Consider the following 20,295-nt stretch of genomic DNA (forward strand, 5'->3'; position numbering starts at 1 on the left):
CGGCAGGCACCGGCCCGCCGCACCGGACACCGGAGGGAACGCCCCCGGAGTCCCGGGTTCCGCAGTGACGAGTGGATGGAGACCACCATGTCCGAGAACACGAAGCCCGCCGCCGGCGAGACCGACGAGACCCCCGAGGTCGAGGCGCACTCCGTGCTGGACCTCCAGGAGACGTCCGTCAACGCCGACCGCGACATCATCGCGCCCCCCGGTAACTGCATCAGCGTGCTGAGCGTCGTCGAGAACTGAGCCCACGCACCCGGCCCGGGGCCGTTTCCCCGGGCACCCGACCTTCCCGCAGTGACGAGTGGATGGAGACCACCATGTCCGAGAACACCAAGCCCGCCGCCGGCGAGACCGACGAGACCCCCGAGGTCGAGGCGCACTCCGTGCTGGACCTTCAGGACACGTCCGTCCAGGGCGGCGAGACGACCGACGGCAACTGCATCAGCGTGCTGAGCGTCGTCGAATCGCAGCGCTGACCACGGCGCTGACCGCAGCACTGATCACAGCACTGACCGCGACACGCTGACCGCAGCACACCGACCGCGGTGCCGGCGGACAGACGGTACGGGGGGCGGCTCCGCGAACACGGGAGCCGCCCCGCCACGCTGCGTACACCCACCACCCACCCACCACCCACCCCTTGCCCGACGATCTCCGGGAGCCCCCCGATGGCCACGTCGCTCCGCTCCAACCGGGATTTCCGGCTGCTCTGGATGAGCGGCCTCTTCGCCGTTCTGGGCAGCCAGATGGGCGCCCTCGCGCTGCCCCTGCTGATCCTCAGGGAGACAGGTTCCGCCGTGCAGGCCGGCGCCGTGGGGACGGTGTCCGTCTGCGCCGTGCTGATCACGATGCTGCCGGGCGGGGTCATGGCCGACCGGGTCGAACGCCGCCGCCTGATGCGGCTGTGCGACGTCGGGAGCCTGCTCGCGGTCACCGCCCTGACCGTCGCCGTGTGGAACGGCAGCGCCCCCATGGTGCTCGTCCTGCTGGTCGCCACCGCCGGCGCCGTCCTCAACAGCGTCTACGCCCCCGCCGCCTTCGGCCTGCTGCGCGCCGTCGTGCCGCCGGACCAGATGGGCACGGCGACCGCCCGGCTCCAGGCGCGTACCTCCACGGTCCGGCTGGTCGGCCCGCTCGTCGGCGGCGCGCTGTTCGGCGTGCACGAAGCCCTGCCCTTCACCGCCCAGTTCCTCGGACTGTTCCTCTCGACGGTCTGCGTGGCCCTCGTGCGGACCCGTTCGAAGGCCACGGCCAAGGCCGGTTCGGTGTTCAGCCGCCGGGAACTCACCGCCGGGCTCACCTTCCTCTGGCAACTTCCGTATCTGCGCACGATCCTGCTGGTCTTCGGCCTCGGTATGAACTTCGCGTTCGGCGCTCTCACCTTCACGGCGCTCGCCGTCTTCTCCGAGGGCGGACGCTCCGGGCTCGGCGGCGGCTTCGTCATCACCTGCGTCTCGGCGGGCGCACTCGCCGGCGCGCTCCTCGCGCCCCGGCTCGCACCCGACCGCCATGTCCGGGCGCTCATCGTCATCACCTGCTGGAGCTGCGTCGCGACGGCCGCCGCACTGGCCTGGGTCACCAGCCCGCTGCTGGCCGGCCTACTGTGCGCGCTCTGCATGGGCCTGTCGACGGTCGCCAGCATCGGCTTCCTCTCGACCCTGCTGATCGTCACGCCCGAGGACCGGGTCGGCCGGGTGCAGAGCGCGGCGAGCTTCCTGTCCTCGGTCGTCCAGCCGTTCGGCCCGCTCGCGGGCGGCGCCCTGCTGACCGCCCTCGGCGCCAGTACCGCCTTCGGGCTGATCGGGTGCGTGCTGGCCGTCTCGGCGGCGGTGGTGACGCTGGCCCCCTCCGTACGGGCCGGGGCCCTCCCGCCGACCGGCCGCCCGGCGGAAGCAGCCGAGCCCGCCCCCGCCCCCGCCTCCGCCCACGACACCGCCGGCCGTCCCGGCACACCCTGAGGAGGAACGCCGTGCCCGGCATCCAGGAGACCCAGCTGTACTGCCTCGCCGACCGCAGGTACTACGACACCCCGGCCCGGCTCCCCGACCAGGAGACCCGCTACCCGCTCGACGCGGCCGAGCCGCCCCCCGGGTGGCGGCGCGTGGCGGGCGGCCTGTGGACCTCCCTGCTGCCCGACGACGGCGAACCGGCCGAACAGGGCTGGAAGATCCATGTGTCCACCGTCCCGGAGGAGGCGGCCCGGACCCTCCGCGACACTGCCGGGATCTGTCTCCGGCACGGGGTGCCGTTCAAGTTCCTCCGCAGCGAGCAGGCGCTCCTGCTGATGTCGGGGAAGTACATGTCCCGGGGCAGCGCGGGGAAGTTCCTCACCCTCTACCCGCCGGACGGGACGGTCCTGGCCCGGGTGCTCGACGAGCTGGCCGGGGCGCTGTCCGGCCGCCGGGGCCCGTACATCCTGAGCGACCTGCGCATCGGCGATGCCCCCGTCTACGTACGGTACGGAGCCTTCGTCGACCGCTGGTGCCGCGACGCCAAGGGCGAGCGGGTGCCCGCCCTGCGCCACCCCTCCGGTGAACTCGTGCCCGACGAACGCGGGGTGGTGTTCCGGACGCCCGCGTGGGTGCGGGTGCCCGCCCTGCTGCGGCCGCATCTCGCCGCCCGCGCGGCCGCCCGCGACGACTCCTTCCCGTACACCGTCACCGAGGCCCTCCAGTTCTCCAACGCGGGCGGCATCTATCTCGCCCGGCACCGGGAGACCGGCCACCGGGTGGTGCTGCGCGAGGCCCGCCCGCACTGCGGACTCGACGCGGTGGGCGACGACGCCGTGACCCGGCTGGACCGCGAGCACCGGGCCCTGACGGCGCTCGCCGGGCTCGACTGCGTACCGGAGGTGTACGGCGTACGGACCGTGTGGGAGCACCGGTTCCTGATGACGGAGTACGTGGAGGGGCCCACCCTGCTCGACGAGATCGTCGCCCGCTTCGCCCTGGTGCGCGGAGCCCGCACGGCGGCCGAACTCGCCCCGTACACCGCGTGGGTGGACCGGGTGACCGGCCAACTCGCGGACGCGCTGCGGGAGATCCACGGCCGGGGGCTGCGCTTCGGCGATCTGCACCCCTCCAACATCATCCTGCGGCCCGACGGACGCCTCGCCCTCGTCGACTTCGAGTACGCCACCGAACTCGACGACGAGAAGACCCCGTTGGCCGGTGCACCCGGGCTTCAGGCCCCGCCCGGCACCCCCGGAGCGGAGGCCGACGCCTACGCCCTGTGGGCGACCTGGCTCACCATGCTGATGCCGCTGACGGAGATGGCCGCCCACGACCGGGCGAAGGCGCTCTCGCTGGAGTCCTGGGCCCGGGAGCGGTACGGCCTCGCGCCCGACGCCGGTCCGCCCCGGCCGGCCCTGCTGCGGGCGGCGGAGCGCGCCGCCGACCGGGAGAGCGAGATCGCCGCCCTCGTCGGCGGGCCCGTGCCCGACTGGGCCGAGCTCCGTACCCGGCTGATCGCGGGCGTCCACGCGGGCGCGACGCTCGAGCGCCGCGACCGGCTCTTCCCCGGCGACCCCCGGTCCTTCGCCACCGGCGGTACGGATCTGGCGCACGGGGCCGCCGGCGTCCTGTACGCCCTCCACCGCGTCGGGGCCCCCGTGCCGGACGCCTGGACCGACTGGCTGGCCGACGCCGCCCGCCGCCGCGATCCCGCATCGCCCGGCGGGCTGTTCGACGGGCTGCCGGGCACGGCCGTGACACTGGCCCTGCTCGGCCGCCGGGACGAGGGGCGCGAGCTGTTCGCGCGGGCCGTCTCCGCCGCCCACCCGTCCCCCTCGGCCGACCTGCTGACCGGCCGCGCGGGCACGGCCCTGGCCGCCCTGCGACTGGCGACGGCGGGCCCGTCCGACGTCCCGGACCCGGAGCTGGTGGACACCGCCCTGCGCACCGCCTGGGACCTCGACTGCCTGGTGCGGGGTGAGCCGGTGCCGGGCGGCGGACTGGCCGCCCCGCCCTCCGCCGGACTGCTGCGCGGGCTCAGCGGCGTCGCCCTGCTCCACCTCGAACTGCACGCGCTCACCGGCGAGGAGTGGCTGCTGCGCGCCGCCCGCACCGCCCTGTACCGGGACTCCGGCCACTGCGTGGCGATGGACGACGGCACGGTCCAGGTCAAGGACGGCCGCCGCCATCTGCTCTACCTCGACCAGGGCAGCGGCGGCTTCGCCCTGGTCGCCCGCGCCTATCTGGCCCGGGAGGAAGCGCCCGCGCTCGCCGGTCTGCTCCCCGGGGTGCGCAAGGGCTGCGGCAACGAGTTCGTGCGCGAGCCGGGTCTGTTCACCGGGCGCGCCGGACTCGTCGCCACCGCCCGGCAGTTGGAGGACGGCGGCCGGGCCGGGCCCGAGGTCCTCGCCTCCCTACGCAACCTGTCCTGGCACCTGGTCGCCGACGGGGACCGGCTGCTGGTGCCCGGGGCCAGACTGCGGCGCTGCTCGGCCGACCTGGCCACGGGGGCGGCCGGGCTGCTGCTCGCCCTGCACTTCCTGGCCGGGGCGGACGCGGGGGCGGCCGCCGCCCCCGAGGACGACGGCCACCGGCCGCACGATCTGCTGAAGCTGCTCACCCTGGGCTGACCGGCCCGGCGGCTACGGCCGTGACGGCTGCGGCGCCGGTGTGGGCGGGAGCGGCCGCCACGCCGGTGCCGGTCGGTGCGCCGGGACGGTCGGGCGCGACCGGTACGCGGGAGGCGCCCGCAGGCGTGACCGGTAGGCCGGAGGCGCACGCAGGCGTGACCGGAACGCCGGAGGTGCCCGCAGACGCGACTGGAACGCCGGAGGTGCCCGCAGGCGTGACCGGTACGCGGGAGGTGCCCGCAGGTGTGACCGGTACGCGGGAGGTGCCCGCAGACGCGACCGGCACGTCGGATTGCGCGGGCGCGACCGGTACGCCGGTGTGCGCCGGAGCCTCCGGAACTCCGGTCCGCGCGGGCGCGACCCGCTCGCGGGCGTACAGGCCGAGCAGCCGCGGCACCTCGTACAGCGCGGCGTGCGCGGTGACCTCCCCGGCCGGCGAGGTCACCGCACCGGCGTCGATCAGCGACTCGACAGCCCGGATCGCCGCCCGCTCCCCGCAGCCCAGCGCCGCCGTGGCCCGGTCCAGGGTGAAGCCCCCGTCCTCGGCGAGCCCCGCCAGCCGCCCCAGCACCCACCGGTCGCCGTCCGCCAGGTCCTGCCAGCCGGACGCGATCCGGTGCCGTACGGAGATGTCACCGGCGACCAGTTCGTCCAGGGCGGCCGACGGGTCCTCCAGCCGGGCCGCGTACTCCGCCAGCGGCAGATGCCGCAGCACCGCGAGCCGCATCCCGCTCACCTCCACCGCGAGCGGCAGCGCCCCGCAGGCCCGGACGATCCGCAACGCCGCCCCCGGGTCCGTCCGCAGCCGCCCGGCCCCGATCAGCTTCCCCAGCAGCTCCAGGGCCTCGCCGTCCGCCAGCGCGGGCAGCGCGATCCGGTGCACCGGGGCGAGCCCGGCCAACTGCCCCCGGGCGGTGACCAGTACGGAACACTGCCCGGACCGGGGCAGCAGACCCCGTACGGACGCCTCGTCCGGCACATCGTCCAGGACCACCAGCGCCCGATGCCGGGCCAGCCACTCCTGCCAGGCGTCCGCGAGGGCTTCCGTCGCCGCGCTCACGTCCCCCCGCCCACCCTCCGGAGCGGCGACGCCCGCGCCCATCACCCCGCACAGCCGCCCCAGCTCCGCCAGGACCTCCGCCCGGCCGCGCGCCGTACCGTCCCCCCGGCGCACCCGGACCTGGACGCGGCCGTCGGGGAACCGGTCGGCGAGCAGATGCGCCGCCCGGACCGCCAGCGCCGACTTCCCCGCCCCGGCCGGGCCCGAGACGACCACCACGCGATCCTCGCCGCCGCCCAGCACATCGAGCAGGCCCCGCAGTTCGTCGCGACGGCCGGTGAAGGCCCCGGTACAGGCGGGCAGCGCCACCGCGCTCACCGCCTCCCGGGCGGCGGCGGGCCGCCGGGCCTCGCGCCCCCGGCCGAGCATCGAGCGGTACAACGCCGTCATCGCCGGGCTCGGCTCCAGGCCCAACTCCCGTGCCATCAGCTGCCGGTAGTCGTCGTACACCGCCAGCGCCTCGGCCTGCCGGCCCGACTGGTGCAGCGAGTTCATCCAGGCGGCCCGGAGCCGCTCCCGCAGCGGATGGCGCTCCACCAGGTCCCGCAGCCCGTCCACCGCGACCGCCGCGCGGCCCAGCTCGATCTCGGTCTCCGCCCAGTCCTCGTATACCGTCAGACAGCGGGCCTCCAGCCGGTCCGCCTCCTCGGCGACCCCGGCGGAGTCCCGCAGATCGTTCAGCGGCGGCCCCTCCCAGAGGTCCAGCGCCTCGCGCAACAGCCGGGCGGCGGCCCGCAGATCGCCCCTTCCCGCCTCCGCCCGACCCGCACGGGTCAGCGACCCGAAGCGCAGGGTGTCCAGCTCGCCCTCCCCGATCCGCAGGAGATAGCCCCCACAGCCGTGCGCCACCCGGTCCCGGCCGTCGTCCCCGGCGGGACCCAGGAGGGCGCGGGCGGCGCTGACATAGACCTGGAGGTTCTTGCGGGCGGTGCGGGGCGGATCGTCCGGCCACACCGCGTCGGTCAACACATCCACCGGTACGGGGGTGTTGGGGCGGGCCAGCAGGGTGGCGAGGACCAGGCGCTGCTTTCGCGGGCCGAGCGGCAGCTCACGGCCGTCCAGCCGGGCCGTGAGCGGGCCGAGCAGGGAGAAGTACACCGCACCTGCGGAACCGGTACGGGTGGGAGGTCGGGTCATCGGCGGGCCTCCGGGAACGGGGACGGGCGGCGGACTTGGCCGTACGCACGCCCCGATCCTGCTGCCGCCCCGACCCCCGCACATCGGGGCCCCGCCCGCATTTTCCGCCCGGGCACCCGACCGAAACCGCGCCGCGCCCCCATGTTGCCCGCCCCGGCCCCCATGGCCCGGGTACTCAGGTCGCGCGGCCCTGGCTCCGGGCCCCCAGCACCCCGGCCTTCCCGGTCTCAGGCCTTCCCGGCCTCAGGCCGACTCGACGGCGCACTCGGAGGCGAACTCGCACAGGGCCGCCCGGTCGGCGCGCCCGGTCTTGCTCAGCAGACTGGCCATGTGCTTCTCCACCGTGCGGGGCGAGATGGACAGCCGCCGGGCGATCTGCTGGTTCCCGGGCCGCTCGGGGAGCAGGACGAACACCTCGTACTCGCGCGGCGTCACCCCGCTGGTCCGCAGCGGCGACGGGATCCGGTCCCAGCCGCCCCGGTGCTGGCCCACGCTCGCCCCGGCCTGCCGCAGCGCCGCCCGGCACGCGGAGGCGACCGGCTGCACCCCGGCCCCGTAGAAGTACTCCTCGGCGGTCCGCAGCCACGCCACCGGCTCGCCCCACCCGTCCGCGCGGGCCGCGTCCGCGACCAGCCGCAGGCCCAGATGGCGGGCGACCGGGAAGGGCGCGGAGCGCGCGTCGAAGGACGCCATCAGCCGTTCGGCCCCGGCCGGGTCCTTCTCCCGGCCCAGCAGCACCGCGTCGGCCAGCTCCAGGAACTGCCGGTTCCAGGCGAGGCAGCCCCCGGGAGCCGCCCGTGCCTCCTCCAGCTCCGCCCGGTCCGCCTCGCCCGCCAGGACCCGCAGCAGCGGGCGCAGCCCGTACCGGCCGCTCAGGTAGTAGTAGCTCGGATGGTCCGACTCCCAGGCCAGCGCCTCGTCCAGACCCGCCGCCGCCCGCTCCCGGTCCTCCTCCAACAGCGCCCCGAACGCCCGGCACAGCCCCGACCGGAGCGGCACCAGCAGCGACTGCTCGCCCCCGGCCCGCCGGAACGCGGCCAGCGCCCGGTCCATGTCCCGCCGCCGCCCCCGGTGCGCGGCCATCGTCGCCCCGGCCAGCAGCAGATAGCGGTGCGCGGACAGATCGCCGACCCGGGCGCTGGCCTCCGCCGAGCGGTCGATGATCTCCTGCGCCTCCTCCCACCGGCCGCACATCACCGCGTTCATCGCGAGCAGCCCGTCGACCGTACGGGTCAGCAGCAGCGCGCCCAGCTCGGTGGCCGCCGCCCGGGCCGAGAGCAGCCGGGAGGCGTCCCCGGTCCGCATGAAGGCGTTCGCCCCCAGCCGCACCAACGCCTCCACCCGCCAGACCGGCAGGGCGTGTTCGGTGGAGATCGACAGCATCCGTTCCAGCGCGGCGTCCGCGGCGTCGAAGCCCTCCTCGCGCCGCAGCAGCGCCAGCAACTGCCAGGCCTGGCAGGCCACCACGGGCAGCCCCTCGGCCTCGGCGGTCTCCGCGGCCTCCCGCACGGCCTGGTCCGCCTCCGCCGGATCCCGGGGCTTCGGCCCGCGTTCGAGCCCGTTCCCGTTCCCGTTCCCGTTCCCGTTCCCGTGCCTGTTCCCGTTCCCGTTCCCGTTCCCGGAACCCGGCCCTGTTCCGGTCGTTGCGGTCGCTCCGGGAAGCAGGGCGAGATACCCGTCGACCACCACCAGTGCGGCCCGGCGGCCCGGTGGCGGCGACGCGCCCAGCAGGACCCGGGCCGCTTCGACCTGGAGGGCCGCTTCGGCGGTGCGCTCCGCCATGACCGCCGCCCAGGCGAGTTCGATATGGATCCGGCCGCGCCGGGCGGCGGCCTCGGAACGCGCCGGAACCGGCGGCAGCGCGTCCGCCAGCGCCAGTGCGCCGGTCAGATCGCCGCCCTCGGCACGGGCGACCGCCAACGACTCGGCGACGGCGGCCCGGTCGCTCTCGGCGGCCAGCGGGTGCGCCCGCTCCAGCAGCACCACGGCGGAACCGTGCGCCCCCGAAGCGAGCATCCGTCTTCCCGCCTCCGCGAACTGCCGGGCCGCCCCCGCCCGGTTGCCCGCGGCCAGTTGCAGCGAGGCGACGAGCTGCCGCCCGTCCTCGTCCAGGGGCTGCCCGGAATGCTCGATGGCCCCGGCGGCGCGACGGGCCAGGGAGGCGCGCTCGGCCGGCGCCAGCGAGGAGACCAGGGCCTCGGCGGTGAGCGAGTGCCGGAAGGTGTAGCGATCGGGGGCCGCGCCGTCCGGGGCGATGACACCGGCCTCCACCGCCGACCGCAGATGCGTGAACAGGGCCCGGTCCTCGAAACCGGTGACGGTCTGGAGCACGGTCACCGAGAACTGGCTGCCCAGGGTGGCCGACGCCAGTAAGAGGTCCCGCACCGGCTCGTCCAGCCGCTCCAGCCTGCGGGCCCAGCTGCGGACGATGTCCGAGGGCACCGAACCGTCCGGCTGCTCCGCCGCCTGCCACCCGTCGTCCGTCCGCCGGAGCCGACCGGTGTCCAGCAGATCCGCCAGCAGCACCTCCAGCAAATACGGGTTGCCCGCGGCGCGTTCGGCCAGCCGGCGGTGGACCGACTCGGGGATCTCCTCCGGCCGCGCCTCCAGACACGCGCCCGTCAACGCCCGCACCCGGTCGTCGCGGAGCGGCCCCATCTCCCGCACCGTCGCGGTGTGACGGCGCTCGGCGGAGCGTACGAGGTCCAGGGCGGGGCCCGGCTCCGGACGCAGGGTGCCCAGGAACAGGATGGGCAGATCCGCGAGGTTGTCGATGACGTACTCGACGACCGCGACGGTCTCCGTGTCGCAGTCGTGCAGATCCTCCAGCAGGATCGTGCAGCCCGCCTCCCTGCCCAGCACGGACAGCAGCCGCAGCAGCGCCTCGGCCAGCTCCACGACCGTCTCCGGATAGCCGGGCGAACCACCCCTGCGCCACTCCGGGACCAGCCGGGCCAGCGCCGGATGGTAGGGCGCGAGCTCCGGATCGGTCGGGGTGCCCGCGGCCCGGAACCGGGAGGCCAGCGCCTCCGCGAGCGGGCGGAAGGGGACGACGAGCCCGGTCGAGGTGGCCCGGCCGCGCAGCACCGGCATGCCGAACCCGTAGGCCCGGTAGGCGCATTCGCCCACCAGCCGGGATTTGCCGATACCGGCTTCCCCGAGAAGGAACAGCGCGCGCCCCGAACGCCGTCGTACGGCGTCCAGGGCGCTGCTCAGCAGTCCGATCTCCTCGTCCCGCCCGACGATGACCGGCGAAGTGGCTCGCATGGCGGCAGATTACTGGAGCTGCAACTCCCACGGCAGCAGGCCAAACCGGCTGATGTGCCGCCGAGTTGGCCGGATCCGGTCAGAACGGGGACGTCATGGTGGTCCAGGGCAGATCGTGGCTGTAGCCGCTCTCGCCCTCCGAGGCGCTGAGAAGTCTGCTGCGCGCACCGAGTCCTCCGGTGGAACCCAAGGAGATCTGCCCGGCCGGGTGCTCGGGCGTGCCCTCGTGCGCGATGTCGCCGGACGCCTGCAGGGCCGATTCGCCGAACTGCTTCATCTCTGCCTCATCCTCTGGTGGTTGTCAGAAACGGTGGTGGTCGTCAGGAGCGCTGGTGGTCGTCGGGAGTGCTGGCGGTCGTCAGGAACGGTGGCGGTCGTCAGGAACGGTGGGTCAGGGCGCCCGGGAGGGGCGCAGGAGCAGGGCGGAGCCGATCCGGTCGGGGAACCCCGCCCGCAGGAGCCCGTGCCCGATCCCCGAGAGCCCGGTGAGCAGCCCCGGATGCGGTACGCGGCCGGGCGTCCCGCACTGCGGCCCCGCCCGGTCCGCGGCGGCCAGCAGCGTCCCGGCCCGGCGCACCCACGCGGGCCGTGCGGCGGGCAGCACGGCGGGCAGGGCGCTGTGGCCGAGGAGTTCGAGCAGCCCCGACTCCCCGTGGCACAGGCTGTCGTCGGCGAGCGGGCCGATGCCCGCCAGCTCGCCGGAGCGTGCCGCCAGCCAGCCGGCCAGCTCCGGGTCGGCGAGCGCGTCGTGGCTGTCGGCGATCGCCAGCGCGATCCCGGCGACCCCGTGGCACCAGGCGGGCCCGGTGGCCGCTGAGGTGGCCCTTTCGCGCGCCGCTCCGGTGGTCCTTTCGTGGGCCGCCGTCGCCCGGCGCAGGGCCCGCAGCCCGGCGCTCCGGTGGCGGGCGTCGCCGCCGGCCCCGACGAAGCGCAGCAGCGCCCAGCCGATCCCCGCCGCCCCGTCGGCGAAGCCCCCGGAGACGGGGAGCGGGGCGGCGGCGATCCGCTCGGCGCAGCGCGTGGCGCCACGCCAGGCCTCCGGGCGGCCGGTGGCGCGGTACACCGCGAGCAGCGAGACCAGCCCGCCCGCCGCGCCGCCGCGCACCCCGTACCCGGCCTCCGCCGCGCTCGCCGCGCAGCTCAGCCGGACGGCCGGACCCGCCAGGTCCAGCACCTCCCGGTCGCCCAGCAGCGTGCCCACCTCGGTCAGCGCGTACGCGATGCCGCCGAGGCCCGCGAAGGCGCCGGAGCCCAGGGACCCGAGGTCGTCGGCCCGCCCGTGCAGCGCGTCCAGCAGCCCCGGGACCGGGGTGAGCGCCTCGCGGGCCGCCTCCGCGTACCGGGCGGCGCCGGTGAGCGCGGCCAGCTGGGCCAGGAAGAGCGCGGGACCGGCGTAGCCGCCCGCGAGGTCCGCCGCCATCGGCGTGAGCCGCCAGTAGCGCTCGCCGAGCAGTTCGAGACTGATCCAGTTGGTGCGGCGCTCGTGCCGGTACGCCAGGGAGACGAGCTGGTCGCCCACCGACCGTGCGGCGGAGAGCAGTTGCTCGGGTTCCGGCGCGGTCGCCGCGCTCCGCGCCCGGCCGCCCGGGCCCGCCCGGTGCGGCGGCTCGGGCGAGGTGCTCACCATGGCGGCCCGGATGATCCGTTCCTGGTCCTGCCGGTCCACGGTGTCCATCGCGCGCACCTTCGCCTCGACGCGGGCGAGCCCGGTGGCGATGACGACAGCGTCGTGCGGGTGCGGCTGCGGGTGCGGGTGCGGTTGCGGCTGCGGGTGCCCCGAGATGCCCTCGGCCGGCCCCGGAACCGTACGGCCGGTGCCGCCCCACAGCTCCGTGCCGCCCGGCCGGGTACAGAACACCGGCACATCACCGCACCACAGCTCCGCGATCTCCTCGTCCTCCAGACCGGGCAGCGCGGGCACGCCCAGGAGCGGGGTGCGCAGCAGCGACAGCACCCGGTGCCGTTCGGCGGCGTCCCGCATCAGGTCGGGGTGGGTCGACTCGTCCAGCAGCGTCGTGTACGTCCAGGTCGGCCGCGGTACGACGCGCACCTCGTCCCGCGCGAAGAGCCGCAACAACCCGTCCTCGCCCAGGAGTTCGTCCCGATGCTCGTGGATCGCGGTGTACCCGGCGCGGAAGCCGCCGCAGAGGGCCTCGGTGTACGTGGAGGGGTCGGCGGCCACTCCGTCCAGCCGGGGCCGGTTGGCGGACTCGGTGAACCGGCCCGCCCGCCGCACCAGCCGCATGCGGTCGGTTCCGGCCTCCGCCCAGTCGGCGGTCTCGATCGGGGAGGAGGCGGCCCGGCCCCCGCCGATGGCGGACATGTCGAGTGCGGTCGTGTCCCCGACGAGCAACTGGGGCAGCAGGCCCACCCGGTGGACCGAGTCGTGCAGGGCGCGGGCGGCCGGATCGGCGGACCGGGCGGGCCCCAGCGGCGGATGGAACAGGGTCTCCACATCGACCAGGACCGGGTGCGGGCCGCAGGCGATCAGGTTCTCGTGGTGCAGGTCCGTACCGTCCAGCGCGTGCAGGAGGGCCAGCAGCGCACCCTGCCGCCGGTAGAACTGCCGGGTCTCCGCCCCCGAGGCGCAGGGCCGCTCCTCGACGAACTCGACCCAGCCGTAGTCCCCCCGGTCCAGGACGCGCAGCACCCGCAGATCCGGGGCGCCGGACAGCGAACCGAACCAGTCCGCCAGGGTGTTGAAGTGCCGGTGCGCCGCGAGCGGGCGCGGCTTGTAGACGAGCCGGGCGCCGTCGGCGAACCGCAGCAGCATCACCGACCGGCCCCCGCGGTGGCTGTCGCCGGCACCGGCTTCGACGCCGGTGAGCGCCCCGGGCCCCGCGCTCCCGCCGGGCCCTCCGTCCGGGAGGCCGGCCCGGTCGTCGCCGAGCACCCCGGCGGGGGCCAGCAGGTGCCGGTCGGCGGCGAGCCGCGTGGCCATCTCCGCGAACGCGTCCCCCGCGTTCAGGCAGGCCGTAGCGAGGAGGCGGGCCAGGACGGGGTAGCCGGTGACGAGCCGGGCGAGTCCGTCGCGGCGGGCGGTCAGCCGCACGAAGTCCCGGAAGCGCTCCTCGGACCCATCGCCGCTCAACCGGCCCAGCCGCCGGGCCTCGTGCAGTTCCGTGACGAGGGTGCGCGCCGCGATCCGGGACAGCCGGCGCGTCAACTGCCGCCGGAAGTCGGCGAGGACGGGGGCGGAGACGTCCACCGCCGCACCGCCCTCCTGCGCGAGTGCGTTCCGCGTCAGCGCGTCCTTCGTCAGCGCGTCCTTCGTGAGCGCGTCCCGGAGCCGCCCGGCCGCCGCCTCGACGAAGGGCGCGACGACCGGCCCGAAGCCGCTGAGCCCGGGGTACGCCTGCTCGGCGACCACCACGTCACGCGGCGCCGAGGAGACGGCCTCCCGGGCGAGGACGGCCCAGCCGGGTTCGCCGGAGGGCCTGCTCCCGACGACACCGGGAAGCCACCAGGGCTCGCCGCCCGCACCCTCGAACGGGGAGGGGGAGGGGGAGGGGGAGGAGGACGAGGAGGCGGGGGACGAGAGGGCGGCCGAGGCACCGCCATCCGCGACGAAAGCCCCATTGTCGGAAGCCCCATCGTCGGAAACGCCATCGGCGGAAACGCCATCGGCGGACGCGACGGAGACGGCAGGAGCGAGGCAACGGCTCGTACCTCTGTCGATCAGATCCTTCTCCACCATCGCCACGCACCTCCCCGGTCCCGGGCCGGCCCCGGTCGGGCCGCCCGTGACCATCGTGGTGGGGGAGCGGGGCGGGCACATGGGGGAGTCGCCCCCATCTTTCGGTCCCTGAGCCCGCAGACACCGACCACCGGCCACGGGAAGCGGTGGATCTGGCGACCGGATCGATCCGGCCGCCCCGGACTTGTGACACCCCTGTGACCCTGGCTATGGCCTCCGTCACAGGCGCGGGGGCCCCGTCCTGATCGGATGACCGGATGAGCAGACCTCCTTCCCGCCGCCGCTCGCCTCTCGGCGGAACCGCCCCCGTCGTATCAGCTCTCGTGGCCGCCGTACTGCTGACGGCCTGTGGGACGGAGCGCCCCGGTACGGAGGGTCCCGGGACGGAGGGTCCCGGCGCCAGGAGTGGGGGCGCTGCCGCATCGCCGTCCCCCGGGCAGGTCGACGATCCGGGCAAGGGCGGCGTACGGGTCACCTCGCTGACCCTCCCGTCGGCCTCCCCCTCGCCCGTCCGCAGCAAGGGAATCTCCGCCGACAGCCTCCCCTCGGGCTCGCGGGCCGTCGCCGGCTACGAGGTCACCAACGAGGGCACCGAAACCCTGACCTACTCGGTCATCATCACCTTCATGAGCGCCGACGGCGGAGCGATGTCCAACCGGACCGTGACCGTGCGGGACGTCGGACCCGGGAAGACGGTACGGGGCACGGTGTCGGCCGAGGAACTGCCGCCCGCCGCGCCACGGGTGACACAGGCCAAGGTGCTCGAAGTGACCAAGGTCCCCGCGGGCGAGGCGCCGGCCGAGCCGGGCACGTGTCCCGCCTCGGGGATCCGGGTCAGCGCCGACCAGGGCGACGCGGCCATGGGGCTGCGCGTGGTGGGCCTGCATCTCGAGAACTGCGGCACACGCCCCTACACCGTCGAGGGCTACCCGCTGCTGAAGCTCCTGGACAGCGACTTCCGGCCCGTCGACGGCGTCACCGTCCTCGACGGCAGCAGCGAGATCACCACCGGTGCCGGGGCCGACGAGCCGCCCCGCCCCGTCACGCTCGGGCCGGGCGAGTCGGCGACCGCCGGCCTGGTCTGGCGCAACACCACGGAGTCCGGCACCGCGGTGAACGTGCCCTACGTGCAGGTCCGGGCCAAGGCCGGTGCCGACCCGGTGACCGTGACGCCGAAACTCGACCTCGGAACGACCGGAAAGCTCGGGGTCAGGCCGTGGAAGAAGGCGGAGCGCTGAGCGAACCGGGCGGAGTGGTGTGCTCCCGGCGGCAGCGCGTCAACTCCCTTCGGCGGCAAGGGAATCGAACGTCTCCCGCATCATGCGATCCATCACTCCCGGCTGCCCGGCCAGGGAATCGAAGAGGTCGGCGAGCAGCCACAGCACGAAGCCGTGCACCAGGGCCTCCTCCGGCGGAATCGGCCCGAAGCGGTCGCGCCATGCCACGGTGTCCATGCCCATCGCCGCGGCCATGAGGACCCCGGTGACCATCGGCACCTGAGCCGGGTCGGCCGACTCGAAGGCGGGCAGTCTGCGGATCACGGCGGGGATCAGATCGCTGAGCGGATCAAGACGATCCCCGCCACCGGATGCGCCGCCACCGGATGCGCCGCCACCGGATGCGCCGCCACCGGATGTGCCGCCTCCGGATGCCCCGCTGCCGACTTGCCCGGTGGTGCCTCCGGCATGTCCGGTGCCGCCTCCGGCTTGCTCGGCGATCAGATATCCGGTCAGCACGCCCACCAGAAACACCGTCCCCCGGGACACCTCCGCACGCCCGTAGGCGTCCACCGCGGCCTCGACCCGCTGCCGCGCCTCCTGGCGCTCCCCGGCCGGCGTCCGCTTCTCGAGGACCCGGTAGGAGTCCCAGGCCGCCCGGATCGCCTCGTTCACGACTACGCCGTCTCCACTCATGCCGTCTCCGCTCATGGAGCCGACCGTAGACGAGCGCCGTCGTGCACCGGCAATCTCCCCGGCCCGGCTCACCCCCGCGGCGCCGCCGTGGACCCCCGGATCATCAGCTCGGCCGCGATCGTCGCGATGCCGCCGGGCGGCGGGTTCTCCTTGCCCATGGCGAGCCGCCCCGCCCGGGCGCCCGCCTCGAAGAGCGGCAGCCGGACCGTCGTCAGGGCCGGTACCGCGTCCACCGAGAACGGCAGGTCGTCGAAGCCCGCGACCGAGATGTCCTGGGGGATGCGCATCCCCTGGTCCCGTACGGCCGCGCACGCGCCCAGCGCCACGGTGTCGTTGGCGGCCACGATCGCGGTCACGTCCGGTGCCCTGCGCAGGAGTTCGAGGGTGGCCTCGTAGCCCGAGCGCCGGTCGTAGGGGCCGTGCACGGTGAGCCGCTCCTGATCGGCGGACGCCTGATCCCCGGAACTCTGGTCACCGGAGCCGGCCTGGTCGCCCCCGCCCCCGGCCACCGGCGCGGCGTCCAGCCCGGCCGCGCGCAGCGCCTCCCGGTGGCCCTCCAGCCGGTGCCGGGTGGTGGTGCGCTCCGGGGGCCCGGCGACGTAACCGATCCTGCGGTGGCCGAGCGAGATCAGGTGCTCGGCGAGCCGGCGTCCGCCGCCGCGGTTGTCGAACGCGAGCGCGGCGACGAGCGCGTCCCCCTCCGGCAGCGGGGGCCGCCCGCAGAAGACGATCCGGGTGCCCGCGTCCGCGAGCTTCGTCAGCTTCGCGGACATCGCGGCCTGGTGCGCCGGGTTCTCGACCGCGCCGCCGGTGAGGACGACGGCGGCGGCGCGCTGGCGCTGGAGGAGGGTGAGGTAGGTGAGTTCGCGCTCCGGGGAGCCGCCGGTGTTGCAGATGACGGCCAGCTTCTCGCCGCCCGCCCGGCCGGAACCGTCCCCGGGACCGCCGATCTGCGTCTGGGCCGCCCCCGCCATGATCCCGAAGAACGGGTCGGCGATGTCGTTGACCAGGATGCCGACCAGGTCCGAGGTGGCCGCCGCGAGCGAACTGGCGGGCCCGTTGAGTACGTAGTCCAGGTCGTCCACCGCGCGCAGGACCCGTTCCCGGGTCGAGGCCGCCACCGGGTAATTGCCGTTCAGCACGCGGGAGACGGTGGCCGGGGACACCCGGGCGCGGGCCGCCACATCCGCCAGGGTGACTGTCATCGCTGTCCTCCGTGAGATCACGTGCGGCCCCCTCTTGTCCGGCCGCTGTCGGCAGGCTAGCGTCATCTCCGATAGAAAGCGCTTGCTACGGCTGTATGGAGGGACCTTCGTGACACGCAGGACAGTGCGCATCGCCATGAACGGCGTCACGGGACGCATGGGATACCGGCAGCACCTGGTGCGCTCGATCCTCGCGATCCGCGAACAGGGCGGCCTGGATCTCGGTGACGGCGAGGTGCTGTGGCCCGAACCCGTGCTCGTCGGCCGCCGCGCCCACGCCCTGGAGGAACTCGCCGAGCGCCACGGCCTCACCGAGTGGTCGACCGACCTGGACGCGGTCCTCGCGGACGACACGGTCGAGATCTACTTCGACGCCCAGGTCACCTCCGCCCGGGTGGAGGCGATCAAGAAGGCGATCGCGGCGGGCAAGCACATCTACACCGAGAAGCCGACCGCCACGGACGTCGAGGGCGCCCTCGACCTGGCCCGGCTCGCCCGGGACGCGGGCATCAAGCACGGTGTCGTCCAGGACAAGATCTTCCTGCCGGGCCTGCGCAAGCTGAAGCGCCTGATCGACGGCGGCTTCTTCGGCGAGATCCTGTCCGTGCGCGGGGAGTTCGGCTACTGGGTCTTCGAGGGCGACTGGCAGGAGGCCCAGCGCCCCTCCTGGAACTACCGCGCGGAGGACGGCGGCGGCATCGTCGTCGACATGTTCCCGCACTGGGAGTACGTGCTCCACGAGCTGTTCGGCCAGGTCACCTCCGTAACGGCCCACGTCCAGACGCATGTTCCGCAGCGCTGGGACGAGCAGGGCAAGCCGTACGAGGCGACCGCCGACGACGCCGCCTACGGCATCTTCCAACTGGCAGGCGGGGCGGTCGCGCAGATCAACTCCTCCTGGACGGTACGGGTCAACCGTGACGAGCTGGTGGAGTTCCAGGTCGACGGCACGCACGGCTCCGCCGTGGCCGGCCTGCGCAACTGCCGTGTCCAGCACCGCTCGGCGACCCCGAAGCCGGTCTGGAACCCGGACCTCCCGGTCACCGAGTCGTTCCGCGACCAGTGGCAGGAGATCCCGGACAACCAGGAGTTCGACAACGGCTTCAAGGCGCAGTGGGAGCTGTTCCTGCGCCATGTGGCCCTGGACAGCCCGTACGCCTGGGACCTGCTGGCCGGCGCCCGGGGCGTCCAACTGGCCGAGCTGGGCCTGAAGTCGTCCGCCGAGGGCCGCCGCTTCGACATCCCGGAGCTGACCCTGTGACCCGCGCGACCGGCTCGTCGCTCCACCGGAGGCCGCTGCCATGACGACGATCCACCTCCCGCAGGGCCCGTACACCCTGCGCACCACCCCGCTCGACCTCGCGCCCGGAGCGGCGGCGGCCCCCACCTCCCGTACGGTCTTCTCGGCGGCCCACGTGGTCGCCGACCCGTACGCCGACGTCGCCCCCGGCGACCCGGCGGCCGTCGACTGGGAGTCCACGCTCGCCTTCCGCCGCCACCTGTGGGCGCACGGCCTGGGCGTCGCGGAGGCCATGGACACCGCGCAGCGCGGCATGGGCCTGGACTGGGCGGGCGCGGCCGAACTGATCCGCCGCTCGGCCGCCGAGGCGAAGGCGGTGGGCGGCCGGATCGCCTGCGGCGTCGGCACCGACCAACTGCCCGACGACGGCACCGTACCCACCCTGGCCGAGGTCAGGTCGGCGTACGAGGAACAACTGGCCCTGGCCGAGGAGCACGGCGCCCAGCCGATCCTCATGGCCTCGCGCGCACTGGCCCGCGCGGCGCAGGGCCCCGAGGACTACCTCGCCACCTACGCCCACCTCCTGCGCCAGGCGTCCGAACCGGTGATCCTGCACTGGCTGGGCCCGATGTTCGACCCGGCCCTGGAGGGCTACTGGGGGAGCGCCGACCTCGACGAGGCCACGGACACCTTCCTGAAGGTCATCGCCGAGCACCCGGACAAGGTCGACGGCATCAAGATCTCCCTCCTGGACGCGGCTCGCGAGATCGACGTCCGCCGCCGACTGCCGTCCGGGGTGCGCTGCTACACGGGCGACGACTTCAACTACCCGGAGCTGATCGCGGGCGACGAACGCGGCTTCAGCCACGCCCTGTTGGGCATCTTCGACCCGCTGGGCCCCTTGGCTGCCCACGCGGTACGGGTATTGGACACGGGAGACGTGGACGGCTTCCGGGCCCTCCTCGACCCCACCGTCGAACTCTCCCGCCATCTCTTCCAGCGGCCGACCCGCTTCTACAAGACGGGCGTGGTGTTCCTGGCCTGGCTGGCCGGACACCAGGACCACTTCACGATGGTGGGCGGCCTCCAGTCGGCACGCTCGCTGCCGCACCTGGCGAAGGCGTACGAACTGGCCGACGGCCTGGGCCTGTTCCCCGACCCGGAGCTGGCCGAACACCGCATGCGAGCCCTGCTGGCGGTCCACGGAGGCACACGATGACGAACGATCCGCTCGCCCGCCTCTCCATCAACCAGGAGACCATCAAGCAGTGGTCGCTGCCGGAGCTCGCCGAGGGCTGCGGCAAGGCGGGCATCGGCAAGGTGGGCCTGTGGCGGGCCCCGGTGCAGGCGTACGGCGTCGAGCGCACGGCACGGCTCATGTCCGACGCCGGGCTCACGGTCACCAGCCTCTGCCGGGGCGGCTTCTTCACCGCCCTGGACCCCGCCGAACGCGCCCGCGCCCTGGACGACAACCGGGCGGCGATCGACGAGGCGGCGGCCCTGTCCACCGACACCCTGATCCTGGTCTCCGGCGGCCTCCCGCCCGGCAGCCGCGATCTGCACGGGGCCCGCGAGCGGGTGGGCGAGGCGCTGGCGGAACTGGCCCCGTACGCGGCGGAGCGCGGCGTACGCCTGGCGATCGAACCGCTCCACCCGATGTACGCGTCCGACCGCTGCGTGGTCTCCACCCTCGGCCAGGCCCTGGACCTCGCGGAACACTTCCCGGCCGAGCAGGTCGGGGTGGTCGTCGATACGTACCACCTCTGGTGGGACGACCGGGCGCCCGCCCAGATCGCCCGCGCGGGCGCGGGCGGCCGCATCCACTCCTTCCAGTTGGCCGACTGGATCACCCCGCTCCCGGCGGGCGTCCTGCTGGGCCGGGGCCAACTGGGCGACGGCAGCGTGGACTTCCGCGCGTTCCGCCGCTGGGTGGAGGCCGCCGGCTTCGAAGGCCCGATCGAGGTGGAGATCTTCAACGAGGCGCTGTGGGCCCGCGACGGGGCGGAAGCCCTGGCGGAAGTGGCGGACCGCTACGTACGACATGCCTGCTGAGAGCCCTGCGCCACGGCGAGGGTAAAGAGATCGCAAAGGGCTGCAACCTTTGCGTACCCTCCCGTGTCACACATGGCGTCGGGACTTCCGGGGAGGGGTCCGGGGGGAACGGGAAGGCCCGACGGGAGGGGAAAGC

General features: G+C 74.7%; 14 protein-coding genes. 8 read left to right on the top strand and 6 right to left on the bottom strand.

The genetic code is table 11. The features are described 5' to 3' along the window. Positions 1–87 precede the first annotated feature (87 nt). The 4 genes from ACIQPT_RS35440 (at position 88) to lanKC (ending at position 4,588) form a co-directional block, all read left to right on the top strand. Positions 88–249, top strand: a complete 162-nt coding sequence (locus ACIQPT_RS35440; protein ID WP_401162173.1) for a hypothetical protein — start codon at positions 88–90, stop codon at positions 247–249. A gap of 74 nt (positions 250–323) precedes the next feature. After that, positions 324–482 (top strand): hypothetical protein, encoded by a 159-nt coding sequence (locus ACIQPT_RS35445; RefSeq protein WP_401162175.1) that lies wholly within the window; start codon positions 324–326, stop codon positions 480–482. 192 nt (positions 483–674) lie between these two features. After that, complete coding sequence (locus tag ACIQPT_RS35450; protein WP_401162177.1) at positions 675–1,964, top strand: MFS transporter; 1,290 nt, start codon at positions 675–677, stop codon at positions 1,962–1,964. A gap of 11 nt (positions 1,965–1,975) precedes the next feature. Then, positions 1,976–4,588 (top strand): class III lanthionine synthetase LanKC, encoded by a 2,613-nt coding sequence (gene lanKC / locus ACIQPT_RS35455; protein ID WP_401162179.1) that lies wholly within the window; start codon positions 1,976–1,978, stop codon positions 4,586–4,588. On the opposite strand, the gene ACIQPT_RS35460 is transcribed toward lanKC, so the two are convergent. The 4 genes from ACIQPT_RS35460 to ACIQPT_RS35475 all read right to left on the bottom strand — a co-directional run bounded on the left by ACIQPT_RS35460 (position 4,575) and on the right by ACIQPT_RS35475 (position 13,749). Continuing rightward, on the bottom strand, positions 4,575–6,785 hold the full coding sequence (locus tag ACIQPT_RS35460; RefSeq protein ID WP_401162181.1) for a BTAD domain-containing putative transcriptional regulator: 2,211 nt from the start codon (positions 6,783–6,785) through the stop codon (positions 4,575–4,577). The two genes, lanKC and ACIQPT_RS35460, sit on opposite strands and share 14 nt — an antisense overlap. A 243-nt stretch (positions 6,786–7,028) precedes the next feature. After that, positions 7,029–10,052 (bottom strand): AAA family ATPase, encoded by a 3,024-nt coding sequence (locus tag ACIQPT_RS35465; RefSeq protein WP_401162182.1) that lies wholly within the window; start codon positions 10,050–10,052, stop codon positions 7,029–7,031. A gap of 79 nt (positions 10,053–10,131) precedes the next feature. Continuing rightward, the gene (locus ACIQPT_RS35470; RefSeq protein ID WP_030593348.1) at positions 10,132–10,329 is read right to left on the bottom strand and encodes a hypothetical protein; all 198 of its coding nucleotides are present in this window, start codon (positions 10,327–10,329) and stop codon (positions 10,132–10,134) included. Positions 10,330–10,443: 114 nt separating this feature from the next. Then, complete coding sequence (locus tag ACIQPT_RS35475) at positions 10,444–13,749, bottom strand: type 2 lanthipeptide synthetase LanM family protein (protein ID WP_401162184.1); 3,306 nt, start codon at positions 13,747–13,749, stop codon at positions 10,444–10,446. Between the two features lie 257 nt (positions 13,750–14,006). On the opposite strand from ACIQPT_RS35475, the gene ACIQPT_RS35480 reads away from it, so the two are divergent. Beyond that, positions 14,007–14,987 (top strand): DUF4232 domain-containing protein, encoded by a 981-nt coding sequence (locus ACIQPT_RS35480; protein ID WP_401162185.1) that lies wholly within the window; start codon positions 14,007–14,009, stop codon positions 14,985–14,987. Between the two features lie 39 nt (positions 14,988–15,026). Here the strand turns inward: ACIQPT_RS35480 and ACIQPT_RS35485 are convergent, their stop codons facing one another. Next, positions 15,027–15,677, bottom strand: coding sequence for a hypothetical protein (locus ACIQPT_RS35485; protein WP_401162187.1), 651 nt, complete (start codon positions 15,675–15,677; stop codon positions 15,027–15,029). Positions 15,678–15,730: 53 nt separating this feature from the next. After that, positions 15,731–16,867: a LacI family DNA-binding transcriptional regulator gene (locus ACIQPT_RS35490; protein WP_401162189.1), complete on the bottom strand. Its 1,137-nt coding sequence runs from the start codon at positions 16,865–16,867 to the stop codon at positions 15,731–15,733. Positions 16,868–16,976: 109 nt separating this feature from the next. On the opposite strand from ACIQPT_RS35490, the gene ACIQPT_RS35495 reads away from it, so the two are divergent. The 3 genes from ACIQPT_RS35495 to ACIQPT_RS35505 are packed head-to-tail and all read left to right on the top strand — an operon-like array spanning position 16,977 to position 20,159. Beyond that, complete coding sequence (locus ACIQPT_RS35495) at positions 16,977–18,128, top strand: Gfo/Idh/MocA family protein (protein ID WP_401162190.1); 1,152 nt, start codon at positions 16,977–16,979, stop codon at positions 18,126–18,128. Positions 18,129–18,168: 40 nt separating this feature from the next. Further along, a complete protein-coding gene (locus ACIQPT_RS35500) occupies positions 18,169–19,326 on the top strand; it encodes a dihydrodipicolinate synthase family protein (protein WP_401162192.1) in 1,158 nt (385 codons plus the stop codon). After that, positions 19,323–20,159: a sugar phosphate isomerase/epimerase family protein gene (locus ACIQPT_RS35505; protein WP_401162193.1), complete on the top strand. Its 837-nt coding sequence runs from the start codon at positions 19,323–19,325 to the stop codon at positions 20,157–20,159. Before ACIQPT_RS35500 ends, ACIQPT_RS35505 begins: the two co-directional genes overlap by 4 nt. The last annotated feature ends 136 nt before the right edge of the window (positions 20,160–20,295 follow it).

The organism is Streptomyces sp. NPDC091289, from assembly GCF_044757365.1.
GTDB lineage: Bacteria > Actinomycetota > Actinomycetes > Streptomycetales > Streptomycetaceae > Streptomyces.

Coding starts and splice junctions, on each gene's coding strand:
- ACIQPT_RS35440 (WP_401162173.1), top strand. CDS start 88: ATGTCCGAGAACACGAAGCCCGCCGCCGGCGAGACCGACGAGACCCCC.
- ACIQPT_RS35445 (WP_401162175.1), top strand. CDS start 324: ATGTCCGAGAACACCAAGCCCGCCGCCGGCGAGACCGACGAGACCCCC.
- ACIQPT_RS35450 (WP_401162177.1), top strand. CDS start 675: ATGGCCACGTCGCTCCGCTCCAACCGGGATTTCCGGCTGCTCTGGATG.
- ACIQPT_RS35460 (WP_401162181.1), bottom strand. CDS start 6,785: ATGACCCGACCTCCCACCCGTACCGGTTCCGCAGGTGCGGTGTACTTC.
- ACIQPT_RS35465 (WP_401162182.1), bottom strand. CDS start 10,052: ATGCGAGCCACTTCGCCGGTCATCGTCGGGCGGGACGAGGAGATCGGA.
- ACIQPT_RS35470 (WP_030593348.1), bottom strand. CDS start 10,329: ATGAAGCAGTTCGGCGAATCGGCCCTGCAGGCGTCCGGCGACATCGCG.
- ACIQPT_RS35475 (WP_401162184.1), bottom strand. CDS start 13,749: ATGGTGGAGAAGGATCTGATCGACAGAGGTACGAGCCGTTGCCTCGCT.
- ACIQPT_RS35480 (WP_401162185.1), top strand. CDS start 14,007: ATGAGCAGACCTCCTTCCCGCCGCCGCTCGCCTCTCGGCGGAACCGCC.
- ACIQPT_RS35485 (WP_401162187.1), bottom strand. CDS start 15,677: ATGAGCGGAGACGGCATGAGTGGAGACGGCGTAGTCGTGAACGAGGCG.
- ACIQPT_RS35490 (WP_401162189.1), bottom strand. CDS start 16,867: ATGACAGTCACCCTGGCGGATGTGGCGGCCCGCGCCCGGGTGTCCCCG.
- ACIQPT_RS35500 (WP_401162192.1), top strand. CDS start 18,169: ATGACGACGATCCACCTCCCGCAGGGCCCGTACACCCTGCGCACCACC.
- ACIQPT_RS35505 (WP_401162193.1), top strand. CDS start 19,323: ATGACGAACGATCCGCTCGCCCGCCTCTCCATCAACCAGGAGACCATC.